This is a genomic window from Roseateles sp. DAIF2 (assembly GCF_015624425.1).
In the GTDB taxonomy this organism is placed as follows: Bacteria; Pseudomonadota; Gammaproteobacteria; order Burkholderiales; family Burkholderiaceae_C; genus Kinneretia.
Window position 1 is genome coordinate 2,404,981 of record NZ_CP049919.1, and the last position, 25,103, is coordinate 2,430,083.

21 protein-coding genes and 1 tRNA gene are annotated in these 25,103 nt (G+C 69.6%); 11 read left to right on the plus strand and 11 right to left on the minus strand.

Annotated elements, in window-relative coordinates; translation table 11 throughout:
* The 6 genes from G8A07_RS11200 to G8A07_RS11225 form a co-directional block, all read right to left on the minus strand.
* Window positions 1–2,481 (minus strand): 2-oxoglutarate dehydrogenase E1 component, encoded by a 2,481-nt coding sequence (locus tag G8A07_RS11200; RefSeq protein ID WP_195797070.1) that lies wholly within the window; start codon window positions 2,479–2,481, stop codon window positions 1–3.
* A gap of 107 nt (window positions 2,482–2,588) precedes the next feature.
* Window positions 2,589–4,130, minus strand: a complete 1,542-nt coding sequence (locus tag G8A07_RS11205) for a methyl-accepting chemotaxis protein (RefSeq protein WP_195797071.1) — start codon at window positions 4,128–4,130, stop codon at window positions 2,589–2,591.
* A 227-nt stretch (window positions 4,131–4,357) separates the two neighbouring features.
* Window positions 4,358–5,395, minus strand: coding sequence for a tripartite tricarboxylate transporter substrate binding protein (locus G8A07_RS11210; RefSeq protein ID WP_195797072.1), 1,038 nt, complete (start codon window positions 5,393–5,395; stop codon window positions 4,358–4,360).
* 91 nt (window positions 5,396–5,486) lie between these two features.
* Complete coding sequence (locus tag G8A07_RS11215; protein WP_195797073.1) at window positions 5,487–6,596, minus strand: Glu/Leu/Phe/Val dehydrogenase; 1,110 nt, start codon at window positions 6,594–6,596, stop codon at window positions 5,487–5,489.
* Between the two features lie 171 nt (window positions 6,597–6,767).
* Window positions 6,768–7,496: a 2OG-Fe dioxygenase family protein gene (locus G8A07_RS11220; protein WP_195797074.1), complete on the minus strand. Its 729-nt coding sequence runs from the start codon at window positions 7,494–7,496 to the stop codon at window positions 6,768–6,770.
* The gene (locus G8A07_RS11225; protein WP_195797075.1) at window positions 7,496–8,527 is read right to left on the minus strand and encodes a CDP-6-deoxy-delta-3,4-glucoseen reductase; all 1,032 of its coding nucleotides are present in this window, start codon (window positions 8,525–8,527) and stop codon (window positions 7,496–7,498) included. The genes G8A07_RS11220 and G8A07_RS11225 overlap by 1 nt, the downstream gene beginning before the upstream one ends.
* 116 nt (window positions 8,528–8,643) lie before the next feature.
* Here G8A07_RS11225 and G8A07_RS11230 point away from each other — a divergent pair, with 116 nt between their 5' ends.
* Window positions 8,644–9,528 (plus strand): NAD-dependent epimerase/dehydratase family protein, encoded by an 885-nt coding sequence (locus G8A07_RS11230; RefSeq protein WP_195797076.1) that lies wholly within the window; start codon window positions 8,644–8,646, stop codon window positions 9,526–9,528.
* A gap of 4 nt (window positions 9,529–9,532) precedes the next feature.
* On the opposite strand, the gene G8A07_RS11235 is transcribed toward G8A07_RS11230, so the two are convergent.
* Window positions 9,533–10,114: a rhomboid family intramembrane serine protease gene (locus G8A07_RS11235; protein ID WP_195797077.1), complete on the minus strand. Its 582-nt coding sequence runs from the start codon at window positions 10,112–10,114 to the stop codon at window positions 9,533–9,535.
* Between the two features lie 180 nt (window positions 10,115–10,294).
* Window positions 10,295–10,379, minus strand: a tRNA-Leu gene (locus tag G8A07_RS11240).
* Window positions 10,380–10,457: 78 nt separating this feature from the next.
* Here G8A07_RS11240 and cysM point away from each other — a divergent pair.
* Both cysM and G8A07_RS11250 read left to right on the plus strand, forming a co-directional pair.
* On the plus strand, window positions 10,458–11,366 hold the full coding sequence (gene cysM, locus G8A07_RS11245; protein ID WP_195797078.1) for a cysteine synthase CysM: 909 nt from the start codon (window positions 10,458–10,460) through the stop codon (window positions 11,364–11,366).
* 51 nt (window positions 11,367–11,417) lie between these two features.
* Window positions 11,418–11,645: a sulfurtransferase TusA family protein gene (locus G8A07_RS11250; protein ID WP_195797079.1), complete on the plus strand. Its 228-nt coding sequence runs from the start codon at window positions 11,418–11,420 to the stop codon at window positions 11,643–11,645.
* Window positions 11,646–11,708: 63 nt separating this feature from the next.
* Here the strand turns inward: G8A07_RS11250 and galU are convergent, their stop codons facing one another.
* A complete protein-coding gene (gene galU / locus G8A07_RS11255) occupies window positions 11,709–12,584 on the minus strand; it encodes a UTP--glucose-1-phosphate uridylyltransferase GalU (RefSeq protein ID WP_195797080.1) in 876 nt (291 codons plus the stop codon).
* Between the two features lie 81 nt (window positions 12,585–12,665).
* Between galU and G8A07_RS11260 the strand changes: the two genes are divergently transcribed.
* The gene (locus tag G8A07_RS11260; RefSeq protein WP_195797081.1) at window positions 12,666–13,643 is read left to right on the plus strand and encodes a D-isomer specific 2-hydroxyacid dehydrogenase family protein; all 978 of its coding nucleotides are present in this window, start codon (window positions 12,666–12,668) and stop codon (window positions 13,641–13,643) included.
* Between the two features lie 6 nt (window positions 13,644–13,649).
* On the opposite strand, the gene G8A07_RS11265 is transcribed toward G8A07_RS11260, so the two are convergent.
* Complete coding sequence (locus tag G8A07_RS11265) at window positions 13,650–16,466, minus strand: valine--tRNA ligase (RefSeq protein WP_195797082.1); 2,817 nt, start codon at window positions 16,464–16,466, stop codon at window positions 13,650–13,652.
* A gap of 178 nt (window positions 16,467–16,644) precedes the next feature.
* Between G8A07_RS11265 and G8A07_RS11270 the strand changes: the two genes are divergently transcribed.
* From G8A07_RS11270 to G8A07_RS11285, 4 genes are read left to right on the plus strand one after another with little or no spacing between them, the layout of a single operon-like run.
* Entirely contained in the window at window positions 16,645–17,142 is a 498-nt protein-coding gene (locus G8A07_RS11270; protein ID WP_195797083.1) for a Spy/CpxP family protein refolding chaperone, read from the plus strand.
* Window positions 17,139–17,441: a 4Fe-4S binding protein gene (locus G8A07_RS11275; RefSeq protein ID WP_195797084.1), complete on the plus strand. Its 303-nt coding sequence runs from the start codon at window positions 17,139–17,141 to the stop codon at window positions 17,439–17,441. Before G8A07_RS11270 ends, G8A07_RS11275 begins: the two co-directional genes overlap by 4 nt.
* A 4-nt stretch (window positions 17,442–17,445) precedes the next feature.
* Window positions 17,446–18,162 carry a response regulator transcription factor gene (locus G8A07_RS11280; RefSeq protein WP_195797085.1) on the plus strand — a complete coding sequence of 239 codons (717 nt, stop codon included), beginning with the start codon at window positions 17,446–17,448 and terminating at the stop codon, window positions 18,160–18,162.
* Window positions 18,159–19,223, plus strand: a complete 1,065-nt coding sequence (locus G8A07_RS11285) for a cell wall metabolism sensor histidine kinase WalK (protein ID WP_195797086.1) — start codon at window positions 18,159–18,161, stop codon at window positions 19,221–19,223. The genes G8A07_RS11280 and G8A07_RS11285 overlap by 4 nt, the downstream gene beginning before the upstream one ends.
* On the opposite strand, the gene G8A07_RS11290 is transcribed toward G8A07_RS11285, so the two are convergent.
* Window positions 19,216–20,193 (minus strand): GMP reductase, encoded by a 978-nt coding sequence (locus G8A07_RS11290; RefSeq protein WP_195797717.1) that lies wholly within the window; start codon window positions 20,191–20,193, stop codon window positions 19,216–19,218. The two genes, G8A07_RS11285 and G8A07_RS11290, sit on opposite strands and share 8 nt — an antisense overlap.
* A 265-nt stretch (window positions 20,194–20,458) precedes the next feature.
* Here G8A07_RS11290 and G8A07_RS11295 point away from each other — a divergent pair, with 265 nt between their 5' ends.
* The 3 genes from G8A07_RS11295 to G8A07_RS11305 all read left to right on the plus strand — a co-directional run bounded on the left by G8A07_RS11295 (window position 20,459) and on the right by G8A07_RS11305 (window position 25,097).
* Window positions 20,459–21,604: a beta-ketoacyl-ACP synthase III gene (locus tag G8A07_RS11295; RefSeq protein ID WP_195797087.1), complete on the plus strand. Its 1,146-nt coding sequence runs from the start codon at window positions 20,459–20,461 to the stop codon at window positions 21,602–21,604.
* A gap of 40 nt (window positions 21,605–21,644) precedes the next feature.
* Window positions 21,645–22,649 carry an NAD-dependent epimerase/dehydratase family protein gene (locus tag G8A07_RS11300; RefSeq protein ID WP_213086267.1) on the plus strand — a complete coding sequence of 335 codons (1,005 nt, stop codon included), beginning with the start codon at window positions 21,645–21,647 and terminating at the stop codon, window positions 22,647–22,649.
* A gap of 96 nt (window positions 22,650–22,745) precedes the next feature.
* The gene (locus tag G8A07_RS11305) at window positions 22,746–25,097 is read left to right on the plus strand and encodes a penicillin acylase family protein (RefSeq protein WP_195797088.1); all 2,352 of its coding nucleotides are present in this window, start codon (window positions 22,746–22,748) and stop codon (window positions 25,095–25,097) included.
* Window positions 25,098–25,103: the final 6 nt, after the last annotated feature.

The following is a 25,103-nucleotide window of genomic DNA, read 5'->3' on the forward strand; positions in this document are numbered from 1 at the left end:
TCACGGTAGACCCAAGGCCTGTCGCACCAGCTCGCGCTGCTGCCGCTGGTGCAGGCCGGTCGAGGCGGTGGCGCCGGCGGCCGTGACCGCGCGCGACACCTCGACCAGACGGGCTTGCGGTGGGCAGAGCGCGGCCAGATCGTCGCGCACCTGGGCCCAGGCGCCCTGGTTGCGGGTCTCCTCCTGGGCCCAGACCAGGGTCTCGAGCCGCGGGTAGCGCGCCAGCAGCGCGGCCAGCTCCTGGTGTGGGAAGGGGTAGAGCTGCTCCAGACGCAGCAGGGCCAGGCCCTGGGCCATGTCCTCGCCCAGTGCGGCGCGCTCGCGCTGCAGCGCGTAGAACAGCTTGCCGCTGCACAGCAGCAGGCGGCGCACCTGAGCGGGCGCCGCCTCGGCATCGTCCAGTACCGGCCGGAAGCCGCCGTCCAGCAGCTCGGCCAGGCTGGCGCGGGCACCGGCTTCCTTGTGCAGCTGGGTCTTGGGTGTCATCACCACCAGCGGCTTGCGCTCGGGATCTAGGGCCTGGCGGCGCAGCAGATGGAACCATTGCGCGGCGGTCGAGGGGCAGGCCACACGCAGATTGTCGGCACCGCACAGCTGCAGGAAGCGGCTTATGAAGCCGCTCGAATGCTCGGGGCCGATGCCCTCGTAGCCATGCGGCAGCAGCACGGCCAGGGCCGAACGGTAGCCCCATTTCTCCTCGCCGGCGGCCAGGTACTGGTCGACGAAGACCTGGGCGCCATTGACGAAGTCGCCGAACTGCGCTTCCCAGAGGGTCAGGCCTTGCCGGTCCTGCACGCTGTGGCCGTACTCATAGCCCAGCACCGCCTCTTCCGAGAGCGGCGAGTTGATTGCCTCGAAGCGGGCGGTCCCGGGGGCTACCTGCTGCAACGGCACGAAGACCGCCGGATGTTCCGCGTTCTGGCTGTGCCAGACCGCCTGCCGATGCATGAAGGTGCCACGGCCGACGTCCATGCCGGAGAGGCGCACGTCGATGCCGGCGTGCAGCAGCGAAGCATAGGCCAGGTTCTCGGCCAGGCACCAGTCGATGCGAGGCTCGGCAGCGTCGATCGCCAGCCGCCATTGTCCGATCAGCGCGGCGATCAACGGATGCGGCTCGAACTGCGCGGGCAGCCGCGTCATTGCCTGTAGCAGGACAGCAAGCTGCGGCTGGGATAGCGGCGCCGCCGCGGCGGGGGGCGGGGCCATCTGTAGGTTGGCCTCGAGCCGGCCGGCACCCGGGATTGCGTCCGCAGTGCTGAACCGCCGCTGCCAGGCCAGGCGCCGCGCCGCCAGGTCGGCGTCGCCCACACCGCAGTCCCGCGCCTGCAGCTCCACCACCGTGGGGCGGCGCTGCAGCTGCGGGTACAGCCGCGGGCTGGTCAGCGCCGGCAGGTCATGCTCGGAATGGCCCAGGCGACGGCAGCCGATCAGGTCGATCAGCACATCGGCGCCGAAGCGCTGGCGGTAGTCGAGGGCCAGCCGCGCGGCTCGGGCCAGCAGAGCGGGCGCCTCGGCGTTCAGGCGCAGCACCGGCGCGTCGATCATGCGGGCCACATCGGTGCAGTAGCGCGCCGCGCGACCATCCATCGGGTTGGGCTCGGTGAAGCCGAGCTGGTTGTTGATGATCACATGCACCGTGCCGCCGACCGAGTAGCCGGGCCGCTGCGCCAGCATCAGGGTCTCCATCACGACGCCCTGGCCGGCGAAGGCGGCGTCGCCATGCAGCACCAGGGTGGCGCAGCGGCGCTGGCGGCGCGCCGCTGCGCGCGCCATGCCCAGCACCACCGGATAGACGCTCTGCAGATGCGAGGGGTTGTGGGCCAGGGTCAGCATCAGCTCGCCGCGCTCGGTGCGCAGCCGGCTGCGGCCGCCCAGGTGATAGACCAGGTCGCGATGCGCCGCGTCCGCATCGGCGCCGAAATGCGCCAGCGCCTGCGCCGGTGGCAGGCCCAGCAGGTTGACCAGCAGGTTGAGCCGGCCGCGGTGCGGCATGCCCATGAAGACCTCCTGCATGCCCTGGGACGCGGCGCGCGCCAGCAGCGCATCCAGCAGCGGCAGCAGGGCCTCGTGGCCCTCCAGCGAGAAGCGCTTGGCCTGCGGGTGCTGCTCCGCGACATGGTGCTCCCAGGCCTGGGCCTGCAGCAGGCGTTCCAGCAGGGGCCCGCCATGGTTCTGCGCCTCGTCATCTTCTTCTTCCATGCGCGCCTGCAGCCAGGCGCGGCGCTGTGGGTCACGCAGCGCGCTGGCATCCAGCGCCAGCGCGCCGCAGTAGATCGCCTTCAGGCGCCGGTCGAGTCCCTGCACGCTCGGATCGTCGGGCGCCAGGCCGAAGGCCGCCGGTGCCAGCAGTTCGGCCGCATCGGCGGTGGGCGCCAGCGCCAGCGGGTCGAGCGCGGCGCAGCGGTGGCCCTGCTCGCGATGGGCATCGATGAAGCGCTGGATGGCGGAGCCGGGCGCCGGGCTGAGGTCATGCTGGGGCATTGAAGGAATCTCCCTGTCTGGGTCGGTAGATCACGCGGGCATGGCGCCGCCCGAGCCGGCGGCTGCCGGCCCTGGTGGGCTGGGGGGTGAGGCGGGCCGAGAGGGCCCTAGAGCTGGAAGGCGCGCACCACGTCGGTCAGCTGGCGCGCCTGATCCTGCAGCGCGCGGGCGGAAGCGGTGCTCTGCTCGACCATCGCGGCGTTCTTCTGCGTCGTGTCGTCCATCTGCACGATCGCGGTGTTGACCTGCTCGATGCCGCTGCTCTGCTCGTGGCTGGAGGCGGTGATCTCGGCCACCACATCGCTGACCCGCTTGATGCTGGCCACCACCTGCTGCATCGTCGCGCCGGCCTGCTCGACCATCTTGCTGCCGGTACCGACCTGGTCGACCGAGTCGTCGATCAGGGTCTTGATCTCCTTGGCGGCCTGCGCGCTGCGCTGCGCCAGGCTGCGCACCTCGGAGGCCACGACCGCGAAGCCGCGGCCCTGCTCGCCGGCGCGCGCGGCCTCCACCGCCGCATTCAGCGCCAGGATATTGGTCTGGAAGGCGATGCCGTCGATCACGCCGATGATCTCGACGATGCGTTTGGAGGAGGCGGAGATCGAGTTCATCGTGTCGATCACCTGGCCCACCACCTCGCCGCCCTGGGTGGCGACGCCCGAGGCCGAGCGGGCCGAGTTGTTGGCCTGGCTGGCGTTGTCGGCGCTGAGCCTGACCGCCGAGGTCAGCTGCTCCATCGCCGCGGCCGTCTGCTGCAGCGCGCTGGCCTGCTGCTCGGTGCGGGCCGACAGGTCGGAATTGCCCTGCGCCACATCGTGGGCGGCATTGACGATGGTGTCGGCGCCCTGGCGCACCTCGGAGACGATGCGGTGCAGGCTGTCCACCATATGCTGCAGCGCCGCGATCAGGCGGCCGACCTCGTCCTTGCCGACCGCCCGGACCCGGTAGGTCAGGTTGCCGGCGGCGACCGATTCGGCCAGCTCGATCGCCTGGCGCACCGGGCCGGTGATCGAGCGGGTGATCAGCAGGGCGGTGCCGGCACCCAGCAGCACCGCCAGCACCGAGGCCGCGATCATCTTCAGCTTGGCCGTCTGCGACTGGCTCTTGGCCTCGGCCACATCGGCGCTCATGGCCTGGGCCTGGTGGTCGACCATCTTGTCGATCAGCGCGTAGTAGCGGGCCTGCGGGCCCGCCAGCTCGTCCTGGTAGAGCGCCATGGCCTCCTCGCGCTTGCCGGCGTTCAGCAGGTCGAAGATCTTGCGCACCACCGCGCCATAGGCCTTGCGGGCCTGGCTCTGCTCCTCGAAGATGGCCTTGCTGGCATCGGTGTGCAGCAGCTTTTCGAAGCGGGCCAGGTTCTCGGTGTTGGTGGCGCGGATCGTCGCGTACTCGTCGATATGGCGCTTCTGGCGTTCGGCGTCCTGGGCCAGCAGGATGCGGCCCAGGGTCAGGGCGCCGCGGTCGCCGACGCTCTTGATCTGGTTGCTCAGCGCGATCTGCGCGTAGCGGTCGTCGACCACCCGGTCCATCGTGTCCCCGACGCCGTTCAGCACCGAGAAACCCACGCCCAGTATCACCAGCAACAACGCGATCACGACCGAGAAAGCCAAGGCCAGACGCGAACCGATAGGCAGGTTCGACAATTTCATTTCCGACTCCCTTACTGCTGCAACAACCCTGAACGCCGGATGACAGCCGGCGAAGACCTGGCGAGCCCGTGGCCGCTCACGTCTTGTCACAAGGTAGTTCCTCGGGCACCGGATTTCGATGACAGTTGCCGCCGACTTTGCGGCGCCTTTCACGAAAGCGGGCCGGGCCGGCCAAGAAAAAGGCCCGGCAAAGCCGGGCCCGGGTCGGGAGAGCAGCGCGAAAACGCTCAGTCGAGCTTGGCGCCGGAGCGCTTGACCACACCCTCGTACTTGGCCAGCTCGCTACGCACGAAGGCGCCAAACTGCTCGGGCGTGCTGGGCGCCGGCTCGGCCATCAGGCTGGCCATGCGGGTCTTCATCTCGGGCGAGTTCAAGGCTTCGACGAAGGCGGCGTTCAGGGTCTTGACGGTGTCCGGCGCCATCTTGGCCGGGCCGAACAGGCCGAACCAGGTGTTGATGTCGAACTTGGCCAGGCCCAGATTGGCCGGACTTTCGGCGATCGCCGGGATTTCCGGCTGGGCGGCGGCGCGCTTGGCGGTGGTGACCGCGATCGCCTTCAGCTTGCCGGACTTGATATTGGCCGAGGCGCTGGCCAGGTTGTCGAAGTTCAGGTCCACCTGGCCGGAGACCAGGGCCAGCTGGGCCGGGTTGCCGCCCGAGTAGGGGATATGGGTCATGAACACGCCGGCCTGGGCCTTGAACATCTCGCCGGCCAGGTGGCCGGCGCTGCCGTTGCCGCCCGAGCCATAGTTCAGCTTGCCGGGGTTCTTCTTGGCGTAGGCGACCAGGTCGGCCACGCTGTCGATCTTCAGGCGCTGCGCGGCCTCGGCGTTCATCACCAGCACATTGGGCACGCGGGCGACCAGGGTGATCGGCGTGAAGTCGCGGATCGGGTCGTAGGGGATCTTGGCGAACAGCCAGGGGTTGATCGCATGGGTCGCGACGGCGCCCATCACAATGGTCTGGCCATCGGGGGCGGCCTTGGCGACCTGGTCGGCGCCCAGATTACCGCCGGCACCGGCCTTGTTCTCGATGATCACGACGCCCAGCTTGTCCTTGACCCGCTCGGCCAGCGCGCGCGCGACGATGTCCAGCGGGCCTCCCGGCGCATAGGGCACGACCAGGCGGATCGGCTTGCCCTGCTGGGCCAGAGCGCCGGCGGACAGGCCGAAGGCGCCGAAAAGGCCAAGACCCGCGAGCAGGGTCAGCCGGCGGGTCTTGCGAAGGGAAGAGGACAAAGAAGAGGTCGAGCGGGTGTGATTCATCCCGCAAGCCTAGCAGGCCCGCATGGCGGGCCTGGCCGGATCCGGCGCACAGCGCACGCCGGGGCGAACCGGCGTGCGACCTTGTTCACGCTCAGGCCGGCTTGACCAGCTTGGCGCGCGCCCAGGCGTCGGCGACGCGGGCCGGCGTGCTCTGCTCGCGCTGCACGCGCTCCAGCAGCTCGGCCACGCGCTCTCGGATGCGGCCGACCTCGGCCATCACCGCGCTCTCCTCGCCCTCGCCGCGGTACTCGCGCGCCACCGAGATGATGCCGCCGGCGTTGACCAGGTAGTCGGGCAGGTAGGCGATGCCACGGGCCTGCAGTGCATCGCCATCGGCCGCGGTGGCCAGCTGGTTGTTGGCGGCGCCGGCGATCAGCTTGGCGGCGATGGTCGGCACGCTCTGCGCGTTCAGCGCGGCGCCCAGGGCGCAGGGGGCCAGCACATCGGCCTCGGCGGCGATGATGGCCTCGATGCCGACCGCGGTGGCGCCGAACTGGGCCTGCGCGCGCTCGACCTTGGCCGCGTCGATGTCGGCGACGACCAGCTTGGCGCCGGCCTGGTGCAGATACTCGGCCAGATGCCAGCCGACCGCGCCCAGACCCTGGATCGCGACGCGGCTGCCTTCCAGCGAGGCGCGGCCCAGCACGCGCTTGACACCTTCGTCGATCGAGACGAACACGCCGTAGGCAGTCTTGGGGCTGGGGTCGCCGCCGAAGGCGCCATCGCGCGGGATGCCGCTGACGTACTGCGTCTGGCTCTGCATGCCGCGCATGTCGGCGGTGGTGGTGCCGACATCCTCGGCGGTGATGTAGTCGCCGGCCAGCGACTGCACGGCGCGGCCGAAGGCGGCGAACAGCGCGGCGCGGTCGAAGTCACCTTGCGGCTTGATGATCACCGCCTTGCCGCCGCCGAAGGGCAGGTCGGCCAGGGCGTTCTTCAGGCTCATGCCCTGCGACAGGCGCAGCGCGTCGTTCAGCGCGGCCAGTTCGTTGTCGTAGCTCCAGAAGCGGCAGCCGCCGAAGGCCGGGCCGCGGGCGGTGCTGTGCACCGCGAGGATCGCGCGCAGGCCGGTCTGGGCATCGGCGGCCAGCAGCACCTTTTCATGCGGCGCCTGGTCGGGCAGACCGAACAGGGAGGAGGGGAGCGAGGAAGCGGGGGCGGCCGCGAGGGCGCGCGCGAGATCGTTGGTGATCGCGTTCATGTCGGAGCGAAGAGGGCACTCGTGATGCGTGAATGGGGTGGCGCGCGCCGCCAGGGGCGGGGCACCGCAAGCCGCGCTTGTGGCGCGGCCGGCATCCAGTTTAACGGGGCGAGATGCGCCCGGCCCTGCGGCATGGACATGGAGCCATGCCGCGCTTGCATCGGCGCAGGCTCAGGGCCCCTGGAAGCCGCCGGCGCGCAGGGTCACGACCAGGGTGTCGCGGTGGCCATGCTCGGCCGCCGGCTGGATCGGGGTGGTCTCGTGGATCATGCGCTCGTCGTCGAGCAGCAGCAGAGTCCAGGGCGCGCTCATCGTGAAGCGCTGGCCCTGCGGGCCGCGGGCCTCGAAGACGCGCGACTCGCCGCCCTTGATGCCCTCGCGCCCGATCAGGAACACCGCGACCAGGTCGACGCCGTCGCGGTGCGCGCCCTCGGGCGTCGGGCGGCCGATGCCGTCGGTGGTGTCGATGCGGAATTGGTGCGCCTCGATGAACCAGGGTTGAACCCCCTTCAGCGCCGAGGCCACGCCGGCCAGGCCCTGCATCAGCGCGCTCCAGGCGGGCAGGGCGACGGCCTCCGCCTGCATCGGTTCGAACCAGCGCTCGATGCCGCCATGCAGCGCGTTGTAGTCCAGCGGCTGCCAATGCGCGCGGTGCTCGACCTGGCGCAAGGCCTGACCCTCGACGGCCTCGAAGCAGCTGTGGCGGCGAAAGCGATAACGACCGCCGTCGCGCAGATAGCCGTCCGGCGGCAGCTGGTTCCAGAACGGCTCCAGCGCGGCGAGCTGCTCCCCCGTGACGCCGAAGGCCCGCTGCACGCTTGCGGGCGAGATCACCGCATGACCTAGCTCCTTGAGCTGGGTCTCGAAACGGTCGACGGCGACATAAGGGGGCTCGAACATCAATGCTTGTCTGCTTCGGAGGTGAATGAATCGGCGTAGAACTCGTCCGCCGGGAGCTTGCACTGTGCCACGAAGTCGCGCTGCGCCGATTCGACGACGATAGGCGCGCCGCAGGCATAGACCTGGTGGCCGGACAGGTCCGGGAAATCGGCCATCACCGCCTGGTGCACGAAGCCGGTGCGGCCGCTCCAGTCGTCCTCGGCCTTGGGCTCGGACAGGACCGGCACATAGCTGAGATTCGGAATCGCGCTGACGGCCTGCAGGGCCCAGTCGTGCAGATAGAGGTCGGCCTTGCTGCGGCAGCCCCAGTACAGCGTGGTGGGGCGCGTCAGACCCAGGTGCTGGATGCGCTCGACGATGGCCTTGATCGGCGCGAAGCCGGTGCCGCTGGCCAGCAGGATCATCGGCTTGTCCGAGTCCTCGCGCAGGAAGAAGCTGCCGAACGGGCCCTCCATGCGCAGGATGTCCTTTTCCTTCATCGCGCCGAACACATGGTCGGTGAACTTGCCGCCGGGCATGTGGCGGATGTGCAGCTCGATTGCGGCCGGCGTGCCCAGGTTGTGCGGCGCGTTGGCCATCGAGTAGCTGCGGCGCGCGCCGTCGCGCAGGATGAACTCGACATACTGGCCGGCGTGGAACTGGAAGTTCTGCGTGGCCGGCAACTGCAGGCGCACGACGGCTACGTCGGTGGCGGGTTTCTCCAGGCTTAGCACGCGGCTGGGCAGCTTCAGCACCGCGAACTCGCCGGCGCCCGGCACGGTGCGGGCCTCCAGCACGCAATCGGTCTGCGGCGTTGCGCAGCAGGTCAGCACCAGGCCGGCGGCTTCCTCCTCCGGCGTCAAGGTCTTGGGCTGGTGCGCGCCGTGGATCACGCGGCCCCCCAGCAGCCGGCTCTTGCAGGAACCGCAGGCGCCGTCCTTGCAGCCATAGGGCAGGCCCACGCCCTGGCGGATCGCGGCACCCAGCATGGTTTCATCGCGTTCGACCTCGAAGACGCGGCCGCTGGGCTGGACGGTGACCTGGAAATTCATGGCAATGAGGGTGCTGCGGGACGCAGGCGTGGCTGACAAAAACGCGGCCCGTCTCGTCGCGGAGCGGGCCGTACACTCGCCCTCTATTTTGCCCGAGCCCCGAAAGCCCTGCCCCCATGACCCTGCGACGCAAGCCCCCTCGTCTGTTGATCGTCGGCTGCGGCGATGTCGGGATGCGTGTGCTGAGATTGCTGGGTGGGCGGCTGCCGGTGTTCGCGCTGAGCTCCAGCCCGGCGCGTTTCGCGGCGCTGCGCGCGGCCGGCGCGACGCCGCTGTGGGGCGACCTGGACCGGCCCGAGACCCTGGCCCGCCTGGCCGGGCTGGCCGACCTGGTGCTGCACCTGGCGCCGCCGCCGGGGCAGGGCGCGGAAGATGCGCGCATGCTGAACCTGCTGCGCGCGCTGGCGCGCGACCGGGCGCCGCGCGCCATTGCCTATGCCAGCACCACCGGCGTCTATGGCGATGCCGGCGGCGCGCGCTTCGATGAGACCCGCCCGGTCGCGCCGGCCACCGACCGGGGGCGCCGGCGCGTCGATGCCGAGGCGCGGCTGCGCTGGTTCGGCGCGAACTTCGGCAGCCGCATCAGCATCCTGCGCGTGCCGGGCATCTATGCCGCGGACCGCGCCGGCGGCCATCCGCGCGAGCGCCTGCAGCGTGGCACGCCGGTGCTGGTGCGGGACGAGGATGTCTACACCAACCATATCCATGCCGATGACCTGGCGCGCGCCTGCCTGGCGGCGCTGTGGCGCGGCCTGCCGCAGCGCGTCGTGCATGCCAACGACGACAGCGAGCTGCTGATGGGCGATTACTTCGATCTGGCGGCCAAGCTCTGCGGCCTGGCGCCTGCGCCGCGCATCACGCGCGCCGAGGCGGCCGAGCGGATGTCACCGCTGCAATTGAGCTTCTGGAGCGAATCGCGCCGGCTCGACAACGGCCGGCTGAAGAAGGAGCTGAGGCTGAGGCTGCGTTACCCGCAGCCGGCCGACGGCCTGCTGGCTTGAACGATCAGCGGCGACGGCTGCCGCGCCAGTAGCGGATCAGCAGATAGGCGCCCAGCATGCCGCCCAGATGGGCGAAATGGGCGATGCCGCTGCGGCCCGACAGGCCCATCAGCAGTTCCAGCGCGCCGAAGATCGCGACGAAGTACTTGGCCTTCATCGGGATCGGCGGGAACAGCGGCATGATGATGCGGTCAGGGAACAGCATGCCGAAGGACAGCAGCAGGCCGAACAGCGCGCCCGAGGCGCCCACGGTCGGCGAGAGCGAGCCGATCAGCAGAGTGAAGACCAGCTGCATCGCGGCCGCGCTCAGGATGCTGGCGGCCAGCATCTGCATATAGCGCTTGCTGCCCCAGACCCGCTCCAGCTCCGAGCCGAACATCCACAGGCCCAGCATATTGAAGAACAGGTGCAGCACGTCGCCGTGCAGGAAGGCGTAGGTGAGCGGCTGCCAGGGCAGGAAGTTGCCGCTGTTCACCGGCCACAGCGCGAAGAACAGCTGCAGCGAGGGTGGCAGCAGGAGGAAGGCGCAGAACAGGCCCACGCAGGCCAGCATGAAGGCTTTGGTTACCGGGGGCAGGTGGGGCATGTCGGGGCAGCGGGCGCGTGAAAAGAAGTGGTGGGCCGGCTGTTCGTCGATGCCACCGGCGAGCGGCTGAGTGTATGCGCAAGCCGAAACAAAAAAGCCGCTCGACGGATCGAACGGCTTGCTTGTGCTGGCGCCGCGGGGCGCTGCTTCATGGCTCTTCTGCGCGGCCTTGCGGATCGCTGGTGCCCGGGGCCGGACTCGAACCGGCACACCTTGCGGCGGGGGATTTTGAGTCCCCTGCGTCTACCGATTTCGCCACCCGGGCCAGTTCGGCAAAGCACTATCGCTGCAGAGCAAAGGATTATGCCATGCAATGGCTTGTTTTGACTGCGACAATCGGTGCATGAGCATCAAACCCTACCCGACTCTTGAGGATGTGATCGGCAACACGCCCCTGGTGCGCCTGCAGCGCCTGGGGTCAGAGCTTGCCTCGCGCGGCAATGTGATCCTCGCGAAGCTGGAGGGCAACAACCCGGCGGGCTCGGTCAAGGACCGGCCGGCGATCAGCATGATCCGGCGCGCCGAGGAGCGCGGCGACATCAAGCCCGGCGACACGCTGATCGAGGCCACCTCGGGCAATACCGGCATCGCGCTGGCGATGGCCGCGGCGATCCGCGGCTACCGGATGCTGCTGATCATGCCGGAGGATCTGTCGGTCGAGCGGGCTCAGACGATGAAGGCGTTCGGCGCGGAACTAGTGCTGACGCCGCGCTCCGGCGGCATGGAATACGCGCGCGACCTGGCCGAGAAGATGCAGGCCGAGGGAAAGGGCCGGGTGCTGGACCAGTTTGCCAATGAGGACAACCCGCGCATCCATTACGAGACCACCGGCCCCGAGATCTGGCGCGACACCAGCGGGCGCGTCACCCATTTCGTCAGTGCGATGGGCACGACCGGCACGATCACCGGCACCTCGAAGTTCTTGAAGGAAAAGAACGCCAAGGTGCGCATCATCGGCGCCCAGCCCGAGGAGGGCTCGCGCATCCCGGGCATCCGCAAATGGCCCGAGGCCTATCTGCCCAAGATCTACCGCCCCTCGGCGGTGGACGAGCTGATCTATGTGAGCCAGAGCAACGCCGAGGAGATGGCACGCCGGCTGGCGCGCGAGGAAGGGCTGTTCGGCGGTATCTCGGCGGCCGGTGCCTGCTGGGCGGCGCTGCAGATCGCCCGCCAGGTCGAGAACGCGACCATCGTGTTCGTGGTCTGCGATCGTGGCGATCGCTATCTGTCCACCGGGGTGTTTCCGGCCTGAACGAGGTCGGGGTCAGGGCCTAGAATCGGCCCCCATAAAGGAACCGATGCCATGGACGCACACAAGGAACTCGACACCCGCGGCCTGAACTGCCCGCTGCCCATCCTGAAGGCCAAGAAGGCCCTGGCCGAAATGGAAAGCGGCCAGTTGCTGAAGGTGGTGGCCACCGACCCGGGCTCGATGCGCGACTTCCAGGCCTTCGCGCGCCAGACCGGCAACGAACTGGTCGAGCAGAGCACCCAGGCGGACGAATTCATCCATGTGCTGAAGCGCCGCTGACCTCGGCGCCCTGCAATGAGAAAGGCCACCCTCGGGTGGCCTTTTTGTTTGGGGGAGAGCCCCTTAGATTTCCAGATTCTGCAGGTACTCGCGGAAGCCGTTGCCTAGCTGCGGATGGGCCAGCGCCAGCTCGACATTGGCCTGCAGGAAGCCTTCCTTGCTGCCGCAGTCGTAGCGCTTGCCGTCGTAGCGGTAGGCGAACACCTTCTCGCGGCGCAGCAGGCCGGCGATGCCGTCGGTCAGCTGGATCTCGCCGCCGACGCCGCGCGGCTGGTTGGCGATCTCGTGGAACACGCCGGGCGTCAGGATGTAGCGGCCGGCCACGCCCAGGCGCGAGGGCGCGACATCGGGATCGGGCTTCTCGACGATGCGGCTGACATCCATCAGCTGGTTGTTGACCTGGGTGCCGGCGACGATGCCGTAGCGTTTGGTGTGCTCGGCCGGCACTTCCTGCACCGCCAGGATCGAGGCGCGCCATTCGGCGTACTGATCGACCATCTGCTTGAGCACGCCCGAGCCGCCTTGCGGGCCGACCATCAGGTCATCGGCCAGCAGCACCGCGAAGGGCTCGTTGCCGATCAGGCGCTGCGCGCAGAGCACCGCATGGCCGAGGCCGAGGGCCTGGGCCTGGCGCACATAGATGCACTCCATGTCGTCCGGCTTGACGCTGCGCACGACCTCCAGCAGCTCGCGCTTGCCCGCTTGTTCGAGGGCTACCTCGAGCTCAAAAGTCATGTCAAAGTGGTCTTCGATCGGTCGCTTGTGGCGGCCCGTCACGAAGATCATCTCGCGGATGCCGGCGGCATAGGCTTCCTCGACGGCGTACTGGATCAGGGGCTTGTCCACCACCGGCAGCATTTCCTTCGGCTGAGCCTTGGTCGCCGGCAGGAACCGGGTACCGAGGCCCGCCACGGGGAAGATCGCTTTGTTCACCATCATTTCCGTACACTCTCCATTTTTCTCGCGTTCATTGTGGCATGGACGCCAGTATCGAAATTCGGGATTGCAAGGCCGTGAAACATGAGCCTGTTGATTGTTGAGCCGCTGGAAGCGGAGGTGATGCAGTGGCTGGCGGAGCGCCATGCCGTGCATTACGCGCCGGAGCTGGCGGCCGATGCCCAGGCGCTGCGGGCCGCTTTGCTGCAGGTGCAGGGGCTGGTGCTGCCGCCCAATGTGCCGCTGGACGTGCATCTGCTGCGCCAGGCGCCGAAGCTGCGGGTGGTCGCGCGCATGAGCGCCGGGCTGGAGAACATCGATATCGATGCCTGCCGGGCGGCGCGCATCGAGGTGGTGCGCAGCCTGACCGCCACCGCCAGCGCCGAGGCGGAGTTCGTGATCGGCGCCTTGCTGGCCCTGCTGCGGCGCGTGCCGGTGCAGGCCAGCGACGGCATGCTGGTCGGGCGCGAGCTGGGCTGCTCGACGATCGGCCTGATCGGCATGAGCCCGGCCGCGCGCATGCTGGCCCAGCTGCTGCCGGCCTTCGGCACCCGGGTGATCGGCTACGACCCCAGCCTGCACCAGAGCGAGCCGCTGTGGGCGCAATGGGGCATCGAGCCGCTGCCGCTGCGCGAGCTGATGGAGCAGAGCGACGGCGTCAGCGTGCAACTGGGCTATTTCCTGCGCTACCGCGGCCTGATCGGCGAGCGGGTGCTGGGCTTTGCCAAGCAGGGGCAGGTGCTGGTCAGCATCGCCCATTCGGCCGTGTTCGACGAGCAGGCGCTGGCCGACGCGATGGGCAGCGGCCGCATCCTGGCGGCCTGGTTCGACAGCCTGGAGCCGGGCCTGCTGGAGCCCGGCCGGCCGCTGCATGGCCTGGCGGGCCTGCAGGTGACGCCGCGCCTGGCCAGCACGACGCGCGAGTCGCGCGTGCGTGCCGCCTGGGGCGTGGCGCGCCGCATGGACGAGCTGCTGGCGGCGCCACCGGCGCCGGTGGCGGAGTTCCGGCCTACTTACCCAGCCGATCTGCCTGAGCCCGCAGACGCGTCACGGTGGCGCTGACCCGCTTCAGCGGGCCTGCAACTGATTCAGTTGCGCGCGTAAGCGCGTCACGGTGTTGCTGAAATCGGCGATGCGCTGACGCTCCTGCTCGACCACGGCCGCCGGCGCGCGCGCGACGAAGCTCTCGTTCGACAGCTTGGCGGTGGCCTTGCCGATCTCGCCGTCCAGTCGGGCGATCTCCTTGGCCAGGCGGGCCTTCTCGGCCTCGACGTCGATCTCCACCTTCAGCGCCAGACGGGTGCCGCCCAGCACCAGCACCGGTGACATCGCGCTGGCGTCGTTGAAGGCGGCCTCGTCCTCGATCAACTGCACCTCGGCCAGCTTGGCCAGCACCTTCAGCGCCGGCGCGGCCTGGCGCAGGAAGTCCAGCTCGCCGCAGGCCAGCAGCGGCACGCGCTCGGCCGGCGAGAGGCTCATCTCGCTGCGCAGGCTGCGGCAGGTGCTCACCAGATCTTTCAGCTGTTTCACCCAGGCACAGGCGGCCTCGTCGATGCGCTCGGGCTGGGCTACCGGGTAGGGCGCGTTGACCAGGTACTCGCTGCCCTTACGCCCGGCGATCGGCGCGACGGTCTGCCACAGCTCCTCGGTGATGAAGGGCGCGATCGGGTGCAGCAGGCGCAGGATGGTCTCCAGCACGCGGATCAGGGTGCGGCGGGTGGCGCGCTGCTGGCTCTCATCGCCGGTCTGGATCTGCACCTTGGCGATCTCCAGGTACCAGTCGCAGTACTCGTCCCAGACGAAGGAGTAGATCGCGTTGGCGACGTTGTCCAGGCGGTAGTCGGCGAAGCCCTGAGTCACCGCGGCTTCCACCTTCTGCAGCTCGCTGACGATCCAGCGGTCGGCCTGCGAGAACTGGTTGTAGCCCGGCGGGCATTGGCCCTGCTCATGGGCCAGGCCGCAGTCCTGGCCCTCGGTGTTCATCAGCACGAAGCGGGTCGCGTTCCACAGCTTGTTGCAGAAGTTGCGGTAGCCCTCGCAGCGCTTGGAATCGAAGTTGACCGAGCGGCCCAGGGTCGCCATCGCCGCGAAGGTGAAGCGCAGCGCGTCGGCGCCGTAGCCGGGGATGCCCTCGGGGAACTCCTTCTCGGTGGCCTTGCGCACCTTGGGCGCGGTCTCGGGCTTGCGCAGACCCTGGGTGCGCTTGTCCAGCAGCGGGGCCAGCTCGATGCCGTCGATCAGGTCCACCGGGTCCAGCACATTGCCCTCGGACTTGCTCATCTTCTTGCCCTGCGCATCCAGCACCAGGCCATGGATGTAGACATGCTTGAAGGGCACCCGGCCGGTGAAATGCTTGGTCATCATGATCATCCGGGCGACCCAGAAGAAGATGATGTCGTAGCCGGTCACCAGCACCGAGCTGGGCAGGAACAGGTCCTGCTCCAGCGTCTTGGCCGGCCAGCCCAGGGTGGAGAAGGGCACCAGGGCGGAGGAATACCAGGTGTCCAGCACGTCCTCGTCGCGGGTCAGGGTCTTGCCCGGCGCCTTGGCCTGTGCCTCGGCCTCGTCGCGGGCGACATAGACCCGGCCGTCCTCGTCGTACCAGGCCGGGATCTGATGCCCCCACCAGAGCTGGCGCGAGATGCACCAGTCCTGGATGTTCTTCATCCACTGGTTGTAGGTGTTGACCCAGTTCTCGGGCACGAACTTGACCTCGCCAGAGGACACGGCCTCGATCGCCTCCTCGGCGATGCTCTTGCCGTTGGCGCCGGCCTTGCTCATCGCGACGAACCACTGGTCGGTCAGCATCGGCTCGATCACCTGGCCGGTGCGGGCGCAGCGCGGCACCATCAGCTTGTGCTTCTTGGTCTCGACCAGCAGGCCTTCGGCCTCCAGCTGGGCCACGATCTTCTTGCGCGCGACGAAGCGGTCCAGGCCGACATATTCGGCCGGGATCTCGCCCACCTCGGCGTTGCTGACCTTGGCCTCGAGGTCGAAGATGGTTAGCATCGGCAGCGCATGGCGCTGGCCGACCTGGTAGTCGTTGGTGTCATGCGCCGGCGTGACCTTGACCACGCCGGTGCCGAAGTCCTTGTCCACATAGTCGTCGGCGATCACCGGCACCAGGCGGCCGGTGATCGGCAGCCTGACCTGCTTGCCGATCAGATGCGCATAGCGCTCGTCCTCGGGGTGCACCATCACCGCGGTGTCGCCCAGCATGGTCTCGGGGCGGGTGGTGGCGACCACCAGCGATTCCGCGCCCTCGGCCAGCGGATAGCGGATATGCCACAGCGAGCCGTCCTCCTCCTCGCTCTCGACCTCCAGGTCGGAGACGGCGGACTTCAGGATCGGGTCCCAGGACACCAGGCGCTTGCCGCGGTAGATCAGGCCTTCCTCGTAGAGCTTGACGAAGGTGTCGGTGACGACGGCCGAGAGCTTCTCGTCCATCGTGAAGTACTCGTGCTCCCAGGACACCGAGTCGCCCATGCGGCGCATCTGGCGCGTGATGGTGTTGCCGGACTCCTGCTTCCATTCCCAGACCCGCGCGACGAAGTTCTTGCGGCCCAGGTCGTGACGGCTCTGGCCTTTCTCCTGCAGCTGGCGCTCGACGACGATCTGGGTTGCGATGCCGGCATGGTCGGTGCCCGGCACCCACAGGGTGTTGAAGCCGCGCATCCGGTGATAGCGCGTCAGCGAGTCCATGATGGTCTGGTTGAACGCATGGCCCATGTGCAGGGTGCCGGTCACATTGGGCGGCGGCAGCTGGATGCAGAAGGACTCGCGCGCCGGGTCCAGCGTGGGCTTGTACAGGCCCTTGGCCTCCCACAGGGGACCCCATTGGGCTTCCAGGGCGGCGGGCTCGAAGGACTTCGCAAGTTCGGTCATGGGAAGGTCGGGGCACGCAGCGGTGCCCGGGGCGTGATTGGAACGGACGGGGATCGCCGATTGTAGGTGGCCCCTGGATACAAAACGAAACCCAGCGATACCGCACCGAGATGCGCGCCGCGGGGCGGCCCGGAATCATGCGAAGCACAAGCTTCCCGCCATCGAAGGACCCCCCGAAATGATCCTGTTCCACCGCCTGCGTCAACACCACCATCATCATCATGCCCACTCCGCGTCCCGTCCTCACCATGAGCACCACCGTCATGGCGCTTGGTTCGGCCACCCTCTGGCTGGGTTTGCTGGCCACGCCGCCGACGCCGCCGCACAGCTTGCCGGCGATCCCGGCGATGCCCTGCTGGAGCGCATCGCCGCCCGCCTCGACCTCGGCGCCGAGCAGCGCGAGCGCCTGGCCGAGCTGCTGGCGCAGCTCCAGCGCCAGCGCCGCGCGCTGAAGGCCTGGCTGGGCGGCCCCGAGCTGGCGGAGCTGCTGGCCGGCGACAACTTCGCCCGCGAGCGGGCCCAGGCCCTGCTGGAGCAGCGGCTGGAGGCGCTGCGCAGCGCCGGCCCGGCCCTGGTGACGGCGCTGGGCGATTTCTTCGACGCGCTGGACTTCGAGCAGCAGCAGGCCCTGCGCTTCCAGCTGCGCCGCCTGCGTCAGCGCCGGGGCGAGCGGTGAACGCGCCCGCAGCGCCGCGCGCCTGGCAGGCCGCCGTCGAGCCGCGCATCAACCGCAACCGCTGCGAAGGCAAGGGCGATTGCGTGCGCGTCTGCCCGCAGGGCGTGTTCGCGCTGGGCGTGCTGCCGGTCGAGCAGCGCCAGGGCCTGCGCATCACCGGCCTGCTCAAGGGCTATGCCCATGGCTGGCGCCAGGCGCTGACGCCCAACCTGGACGCCTGCAGCGGCTGCGGCCTGTGTGTGCAGGCCTGCCCGGAGCGCGCCATCAGCCTGCAGCAGCGCCGCGGGCACAATGGCTGACAACATGCACCGACTGCTGCTTCTTGACGACGACGAGGCGCTGGCCGCGCCGCTGACCCAGTACCTGGCGCGCTTCGACTTCGAACTTTGCGCCGAGACCCGCCCCAGCGCCGCGCTCAAGCGCCTGGCCGGCGAGCGCTTCGATGCGCTGATCCTGGACGGCATGCTGCCGGAGATGGACGGCTTCGAGTTCTGCAAGCGCCTGCGCGCCAGCACCGAGCCCTGGCGCGAGCTGCCGATCCTGATGCTGACCGCGCGCGGCGACCTGACCGACCGGGTGGTCGGCCTGGAGCTGGGCGCAGACGACTACCTGCCCAAGCCCTTCGAGCCGCGCGAGCTGGCCGCGCGGCTGCAGACCATCCTGCGCCGGGTGCGGCCCGCGCCGCCGGCTGCCGCCCCGGCCGCGCTCGCGCTGCTGCGTTTTGAGGGGCTGGAGATCGACACCGTGCGCCGCCTGGTGCAGGGCGAGGCCGGCGCGGTCGAGCTGACCAGCACCGAGTATGAGCTGCTGGTTCTGCTGGCGCGCGAGCCGGGCCGGGTGTTCTCGCGCGACGAGATCCTGAACCGGCTGCGCGGCCAGGAGGCCGATGATCTCTACACCCGCGCGGTCGACATCCTGGTCAGCCGCCTGCGGCGCAAGCTGGAGCCGCTGGAGGCGCTGAAGACCCTGCGCAATGCCGGCTACTGCTTCGCGCTGCCGCCGGCGGAGCCGCGGCCATGAGGGGCGCGCGCCGACACCGGCGCTTGCGGCCCGGCCACCATGGGCAGTTCCACCAGCGTCATTGGCAATGGCAGCTGCGCGCGCGGCAACGCTGGCACCAGCGCTGGCACCGCCACCATGCGCGCTTCAAGCATTCGCTCGGCGCGCGCCTGATCGCGGTGTTCATGCTGCTGGCGCTGCTGGGCAGCCTGATCTGCTACGGCGCGCTGCAGGAGGCCTATCCGGCCTGGGTGGCGGTGCCGCTGCTGCTTCTGGTGACCGGCCTGGCCTACAGCGCGATCCGCCACCTGGTGCGGCCGCTGCGTGCGCTGGCGGCCGGGGCCGAGGCCTTCGGCCGCGGCGATTTCCGGTATCGCGTGCAGGTCCCCCACCGCGACGAGATTGGCGATCTCGCGCATCGCTTCAACCAGATGGCCACCGACATCCAGGCCATGCTGGACGGCAAGCGCGCGCTGCTGCTGGCGATCAGCCATGAGCTGCGCAGCCCGCTGACCCGCGCCCGGCTGCATGCCGAGCTGGTGCAGGAGGGCGCCTCGCGCGATGCGCTGCTGGACGAGCTGGCGCAGATGCGCGACCTGATCAGCGCGCTGCTGGAGAGCGAGCGCCTGGGCGGCGGCCACAGCGCGCTGCAGCTGGCCGATTGCGACCTGGCCGCGCTGCTGCGCGAGCAGGTGCATGAGGATGAGGGGCTGGCGCTGCAGATCGAGCCGGGCCTGCCGCTGCTGCGCCTGGACCGGCTGCGGGTGCAGCTGCTGCTGCGCAACCTGATCCACAACGCGCTGCGCCACAACGACGCGGCGCGCGGGCCGGTGGTGGCCAGCCTGCGCCGCGAGGGCGCGGGCCTGCGGCTGACGGTGCGCGACCAGGGGCCGGGCGTGCCGCCCGAGGCGCTGGCCCAGCTGGGCCAGCCCTTCTACCGCCCGGATGCGGCGCGCACCCGCGGCGAAGGCGGCGTGGGCCTGGGCCTGTGCCTGTGCCGGCTGGTGGCCGAGGCCCATGGGTCCCGGCTGGAGCTGCGCAACGCCCAGCCGGGCTTCGAGGCTTCGGTCCGTTTTACATGAACAGGTGCTCGCCCGCGTTCTCTCCGCCCAGGATCACGTAGTTCACCTTCTTCAGATCCGCCAGCGTGCGGCCGCCGGCATAGGAGACCGAGCTCTGCAGGTCTTCCTGCATCTCGCGCACGGTGTCGGCGAAGCGGCCCTTGACCGGCTCGAGGATGCGCTTGCCCTCGACATGCTTGTACTCGCCCTTGTTGAAGTCCGAGGCCGAGCCGTAGTACTCCTTGTAGCGCTTGCCGTCGACCTCGACGGTGTTGCCGGGCGATTCCTCATGGCCGGCGAACAGCGAGCCGATCATCACCATCGAGGCGCCGAAGCGCACGCTCTTGGCGATGTCACCATGGTGGCGGATGCCCCCGTCGGCGATGATGGGCTTGGTCGCGACGCGGGCGCACCATTTCAGCGCCGAGAGCTGCCAGCCGCCGGTGCCGAAGCCGGTCTTGAGCCGGGTGATGCAGACCTTGCCGGGGCCGATGCCGACCTTGGTCGCGTCCGCGCCCCAGTTCTCCAGGTCGATCACGCCCTCGGGTGTGCCGACATTGCCGGCGATCACGAAGGTGTTCGGCAGCTTCTGCTTGATATGGGCGATCATGCGCTGCACGCTGTCGGCATGACCATGGGCGATGTCGATCGTGATGTAGTCGGCGCCCACGCCGTCGGCGGCTAGGCGGTCGATCACCGCATAGTCGGCCGGCTTGACGCCCGAGCTCAGCGAGACGAACAGGCCCTTGTCGCGCATCGCCTTGGCGTACTGGACGTTGTCCAGGTCGAAGCGGTGCATCACATAGAAGTAACCGTTGGCGGCCAGCCATTCGGTGATCTTTTCATCCACCACCGTCTTCATGTTCGCCGGCACCGCCGGCAGCTTGAAGCGGCGCGGGCCGAATTCCACCGAGGTGTCGCATTCGGCGCGGCTTTCGACGCGGCATTTGCGCGGCAGCAGCAGGATGTTGTCGTAGTCGAAGATTTCCATCGTGTCCAAGTTCGCAAAGTCGGGGTGCGTTGCATGCAGTGCACCACCTGGGCTGCGAGCGCTTGACTTGGAGACCCGGCTATCTATTTGTGTCGGCGCGAGGCCATGCGGCGGGGCATGGTGCGGACACAAAAAACCGGGCGCCAAAATTTGGGCCCGGTGATTGATTCTACGCGCAATGGCGCGACCCGGTTTGGGTAAGTCCTCTTTGCCCCCCGATGGGCCCCCTGGCTACACTTGCGCCCCCGCCCGAACAAAGCGAGCCATGAGCGCAGCAGTCGTCATCAGCGGCACCGGCCTGTACCGGCCGCCGCACACCATCAGCAATGCCGAGCTGGTCGAGGCCTTCAACCGCTATGCCGACCTGCAGAACGCCCAGCATGCGGCGGCCATCGCGGCCGGCGAGCGCGCGGCGCTGACCCATTCCAGCGTCGAGTTCATCGAGAAGGCCTCGGGCATCAAGCAGCGCTATGTGATCGAGAAGGGCGGCGTGCTGGACCCGACCCGCATGTACCCGCGCCTGACGGAGCGCCCCGACGACCAGCTCTCGCTGATGGCCGAGATCGCGGTCGAGGCGGCGCGCGAGGCGCTTGCCCAGGCCGGCCGCCAGGGCCATGAGATCGACGCGGTGCTGTGCGCCAGCGCGAACATGCAGCGCGCCTACCCGGCAATGGCGATCGAGATCCAGCAGGCCCTGGGCGCCGGCGGCTACGGCTTCGACATGAACGTGGCCTGCTCCTCGGCCACCTTCGCGCTGGAGCAGGCGGTCAACGCGGTGCGCGCCGGCACGGCCCGCTGCGTGCTGGTGGTGAACCCCGAGATCACCTCGGCCCATCTGGAATGGAAGGACCGCGACTGCCATTTCATCTTCGGCGATGTCTGCACCGCGCTGATCGTCGAGCGCGCCGAGGACGCCGTCGCCGCCGAGCCCTGGGAGGTGCTGGGCACCAAGCTCGCGACCCAGTTCTCCAACAATATCCGCAACAACTTCGGCTTCCTGAACCGCAGCGAGGACAGCGATCCGGGCGCGCGCGACAAGACCTTCCGCCAGGAGGGCCGCAAGGTGTTCAAGGAGGTCGTGCCGCTGGCCGCAGCCCATATCGAGGCGCACCTGGCCGCGCTGGGCCATGCCCCCGCCGCGGTGCGGCGCTACTGGCTGCACCAGGCCAATCTGGGCATGAACCAGCTGGTGATCAAGCGGCTGGTCGGCCAGGATCTCGCGGAGACCGGCAGCGACATCGCGCCGCTGATCCTGGACGAGTACGCCAACACCGCCTCGGCCGGTTCGATCATCGCCTTCCACGCCCATCGCGCCGACCTGGCCGGCGGCGACCTGGGCGTGATCTGTTCCTTCGGCGCCGGCTATTCGGTCGGCAGTGTGGTGCTGCGCAAGAAGCCGCTGCAAGACTGAACTTTCGGCATGCGGCCGCCCGGGTCGCTAGCATCGGGGCATGAAGCTGCTCATACTCGGTGGTACCCAGTTCGTCGGCCGGCACTTGGTGGAAGCCGCGCTGGCCCGCGGGCATGACCTGACCCTGTTCAACCGCGGCCGGACCGCCGGGGCGCTGTTCCCGCAGCTGGAACGCCGCCGCGGCGACCGCCGGCTGGACCTGTCGGCCCTGGCCGAGGGTCAATGGGACGCGGTGCTGGACTGCTGCGGCTACCTGCCGCGCGAGGTTGAGGCCAGCGCCGCGCTGCTGGCGGGCCGGGTGGGGCGCTATCTCTACATCTCCAGCATCTCGGCCTATGCCAGCTTCGCGACGCCCAACGACGAGGGCTCGCCGCTGGGTGTGCTCAGCGATCCGGCCACCGAGGTGGTCGACGGCGCCAGCTACGGCCCGCTGAAGGCCGCCTGCGAGGCGCCGGTGCGGCGCCATCTCGGCCCGGACCGGGCCCTGATCCTGCGGCCGGGCCTGGTGGTCGGGCCGCATGACCCGACCCAGCGCTTCAGCTACTGGCCCGCCCGCGTCGCGCGTGCGCGGGATGCCGAGCCGGTGCTGGTGCCGGGCCGCGCCGACGATGCGCTGCAAGGCATCGACGCCCGCGACCTGGCCGCTTTCGCGCTCGACGCGCTGGAGCGCGGCCTGGGCGGGACCTTCAACGTGGTGTCGGGCCCCGGGCAATGGCGCCGCGGCGCGCTGCTGCAGGCCTGCGCGGCGGCGGCCGGCGTGGCGCCGCGCTGGGCCTGGGCCGACGAGGCCTGGCTGCAGGCGGCCCAGGTCAAGCCCTGGACCGAGCTGCCGCTGTGGCTGCCGGCGCAGGGCGAGTACGCCGCCTTCATGCACACGGCGACCGAGCGCGCACTGGCCGCCGGCCTGCGCATCCGGCCGCTGGCCGAGACCGTGGCCGACACGCTGGCCTGGTGGCGCGGCCTGCCCGAGGGCGAGCAGGGCTTCAGCAAGGCCGGGCTAAGCCCGGCGCGCGAGGCCGAGCTGCTGGCGCGCCTCTTGTCCTGAACGGTCTTCACGAAGGCTTCAGCGCCGCTTCAGCCACGGCTCAGCCGCGCTTCATGCCGGCGGCCCAGCATTTCCAGTACCGCAACCCTGGAAGTGATGATGAAGCGAATCGATGTGATCAATGGCGGCCCGGCCGACCGGACCCTGCTGCGCCCGCGGCTGATCGCCCTGGCGACGGCCGCCGCCGCGCTGCTGGCCGCCTGCGGCGGCTCCGACGACAAGAAGCGCGGCGATCTGAGCGCCGAGCTGCGGCGCACCGCCTATGGCGTGCCCCATGTCAAGGCCGACGACGAGGCCGGCCTGGGCTATGGCGTCGGCTATGCCCAGGCGCAGGACGGCCTGTGCGTGCTGGCCGAGAGTTTTGTCACCGTGGCCGGCGAGCGCGCGCGCCATCTGGGCGCCGGCAGGTCGGAGCCCGGCAGCCTGGGCGAGAACATCGGCTCGGACTACTACTTCCGCCTGCTCAACGACGAGCCGGCGGTGCAGGCGGCCCTGCGGGCGCAGTCGGCGCCGGTGCGCGCACTGATGCGCGGCTGGGTGGCCGGCTACAACCGCCATCTGGCCCAGGCCGCCAGCAGCGATCTGCCGGCCGACTGCCGCGACCGGCCCTGGGTGCGCAACAAGATCGGCGAGGCCGACCTGATCCGCCTGTGGCGCTTCTATGGCACCCTGAACGGCTCCGGCGATCTGATCGAGGCCATCGCCACGGCCGAGCCGGCACAGGCCGACCAGGGCGGCGCGCCGCTGGACCTGGGGCGCCGCTCGCGCCCGACCGCCAGCAATGCGCTGGCCCTGGGCAGCGAGGCAACGCGCGACGGGCGCGGCCTGCTGCTGGGCAACCCGCATTTCCCCTGGAGCGGCATCCTGCGCATGGGCATGCTGCACACGACGATCGCCGGCAAGTTCGACGTGATGGGCGCGACCCTGCCGGGCGTGCCGCTGGTGGGCATCGGCTTCACGCCGGAGTTCGCCTGGTCACACACCACCGTCAGCTCGGCGCACAGCAGTTTCTACCGCCTGCGCCTGGATCCCGCCGACCCGACCCGCTACCTGGTTGACCAGCAGAGCAAGCCGATGCAGCGTCGCGAGCTGAGCATCAGCGTCAAGGGCGCGGACGGCAAGCTGCAGACCCAGTCGCGCAGCTTCTACAGCAGCGAGTTTGGCTGGCTGGTCGGCTGGAAGGACCGCCAGACCGCGATCGCCCTGCGCGATGCGAACTGGGACAACCACCGGATGGTGGAGGAGTGGTACGGCATCAGCCGCGCGCGCAACCTCGACGAGCTGAAGACCGCGGTGCAGCGCAATGTCGGCAACCCCTGGAACAACACCCTGGCGGTGGACAAGGCCGGCCGCGCGCTGATGCTGGCGGCCACGCCGGTGCCCCGGCTGCCGGCCGAGCGGCTGCGCCGCTGCCAGTCGGCGGACGATGCGGCCTTGCTGGAGAGCGGCGTGGTGATGCTGGAAGGGCGCTCGGACTGCCATTGGGAGATCGACCCGAAGGCCCCGCAGCCGGGCATCTACGCCGGCGGCGAGCTGCCGCTGCTGGAGCGCCGCGACTTCGTGCACAACGCCAACGACAGCGCCTGGCAGGCCAACCCGGCCGCGCCGTTGCGCGGCTTCTCGCCGGTGATCAGCGCCCAGGACCGGCCGCTGCGCGAGCGCGCCCGCTTCGGCCTGAACGCGGTGAGCGAGGCGCTGGCAGGCGGCAAGCGCCTGGACATGGAGCAGGTTCAGCAGCTGCTGCTCTCGAACCGGGCCGGCCTGGCGGAGCGCTGGCTGGATGATCTGCTGCCGGCCTGCCGCGGCCAGGCCGATCTGGCTGCAGCCTGCGCGGCCCTGGCCGCCTGGGACCGCAAGGCCGAGCTCGACAGCGGCATCGGCCTGGGCTACTTCGAGGCCTTCGTGAGTAGGCTCGACAAGACACTGGCCGAGCGTGGCGAGCCGGCGGACCGGTTGTGGCGCCAGCCCTTCGATCCGGCGCGGCCGCTTAGCACGCCCAGTGGCCTGAGAGTCGAGGACCCGGCGGTGGCGAGCCTGCTGACCGACACGCTGAGGGCGGCGGTGAAACAGGTGGACGACAGCAAGCTCTGGGCGGACGGCCGACGCTGGGGCCAGGTGCAGGGGGCGACGCGCGGCGGGGAACTGATCGGCCTGCATGGCGGCAGCGGGGACCTGGGCATCTACAACGCGATGGAAAGCCGGGCGCCGGAGGACGGGCGGCATCGCGAGATGCTGGAGGGCGCCAGCTATGTGCAGGTGGTGGGCTTCGATGCCAACGGCCCCCGGGCCCAGGCCATCCTGGCCTACTCGCAGTCCTCCGATCCGGCCTCGCCGCATGCGGCCGACCAGACCCGGCTGTTCGCGCGCAAGCAGTGGATCAGCCTGCCCTTCAGCGAGCGCGAGATCCAGGCCGACCCGGCGCTGCGCCGCAGCCTGATCCGCGAGTAGGGAAGA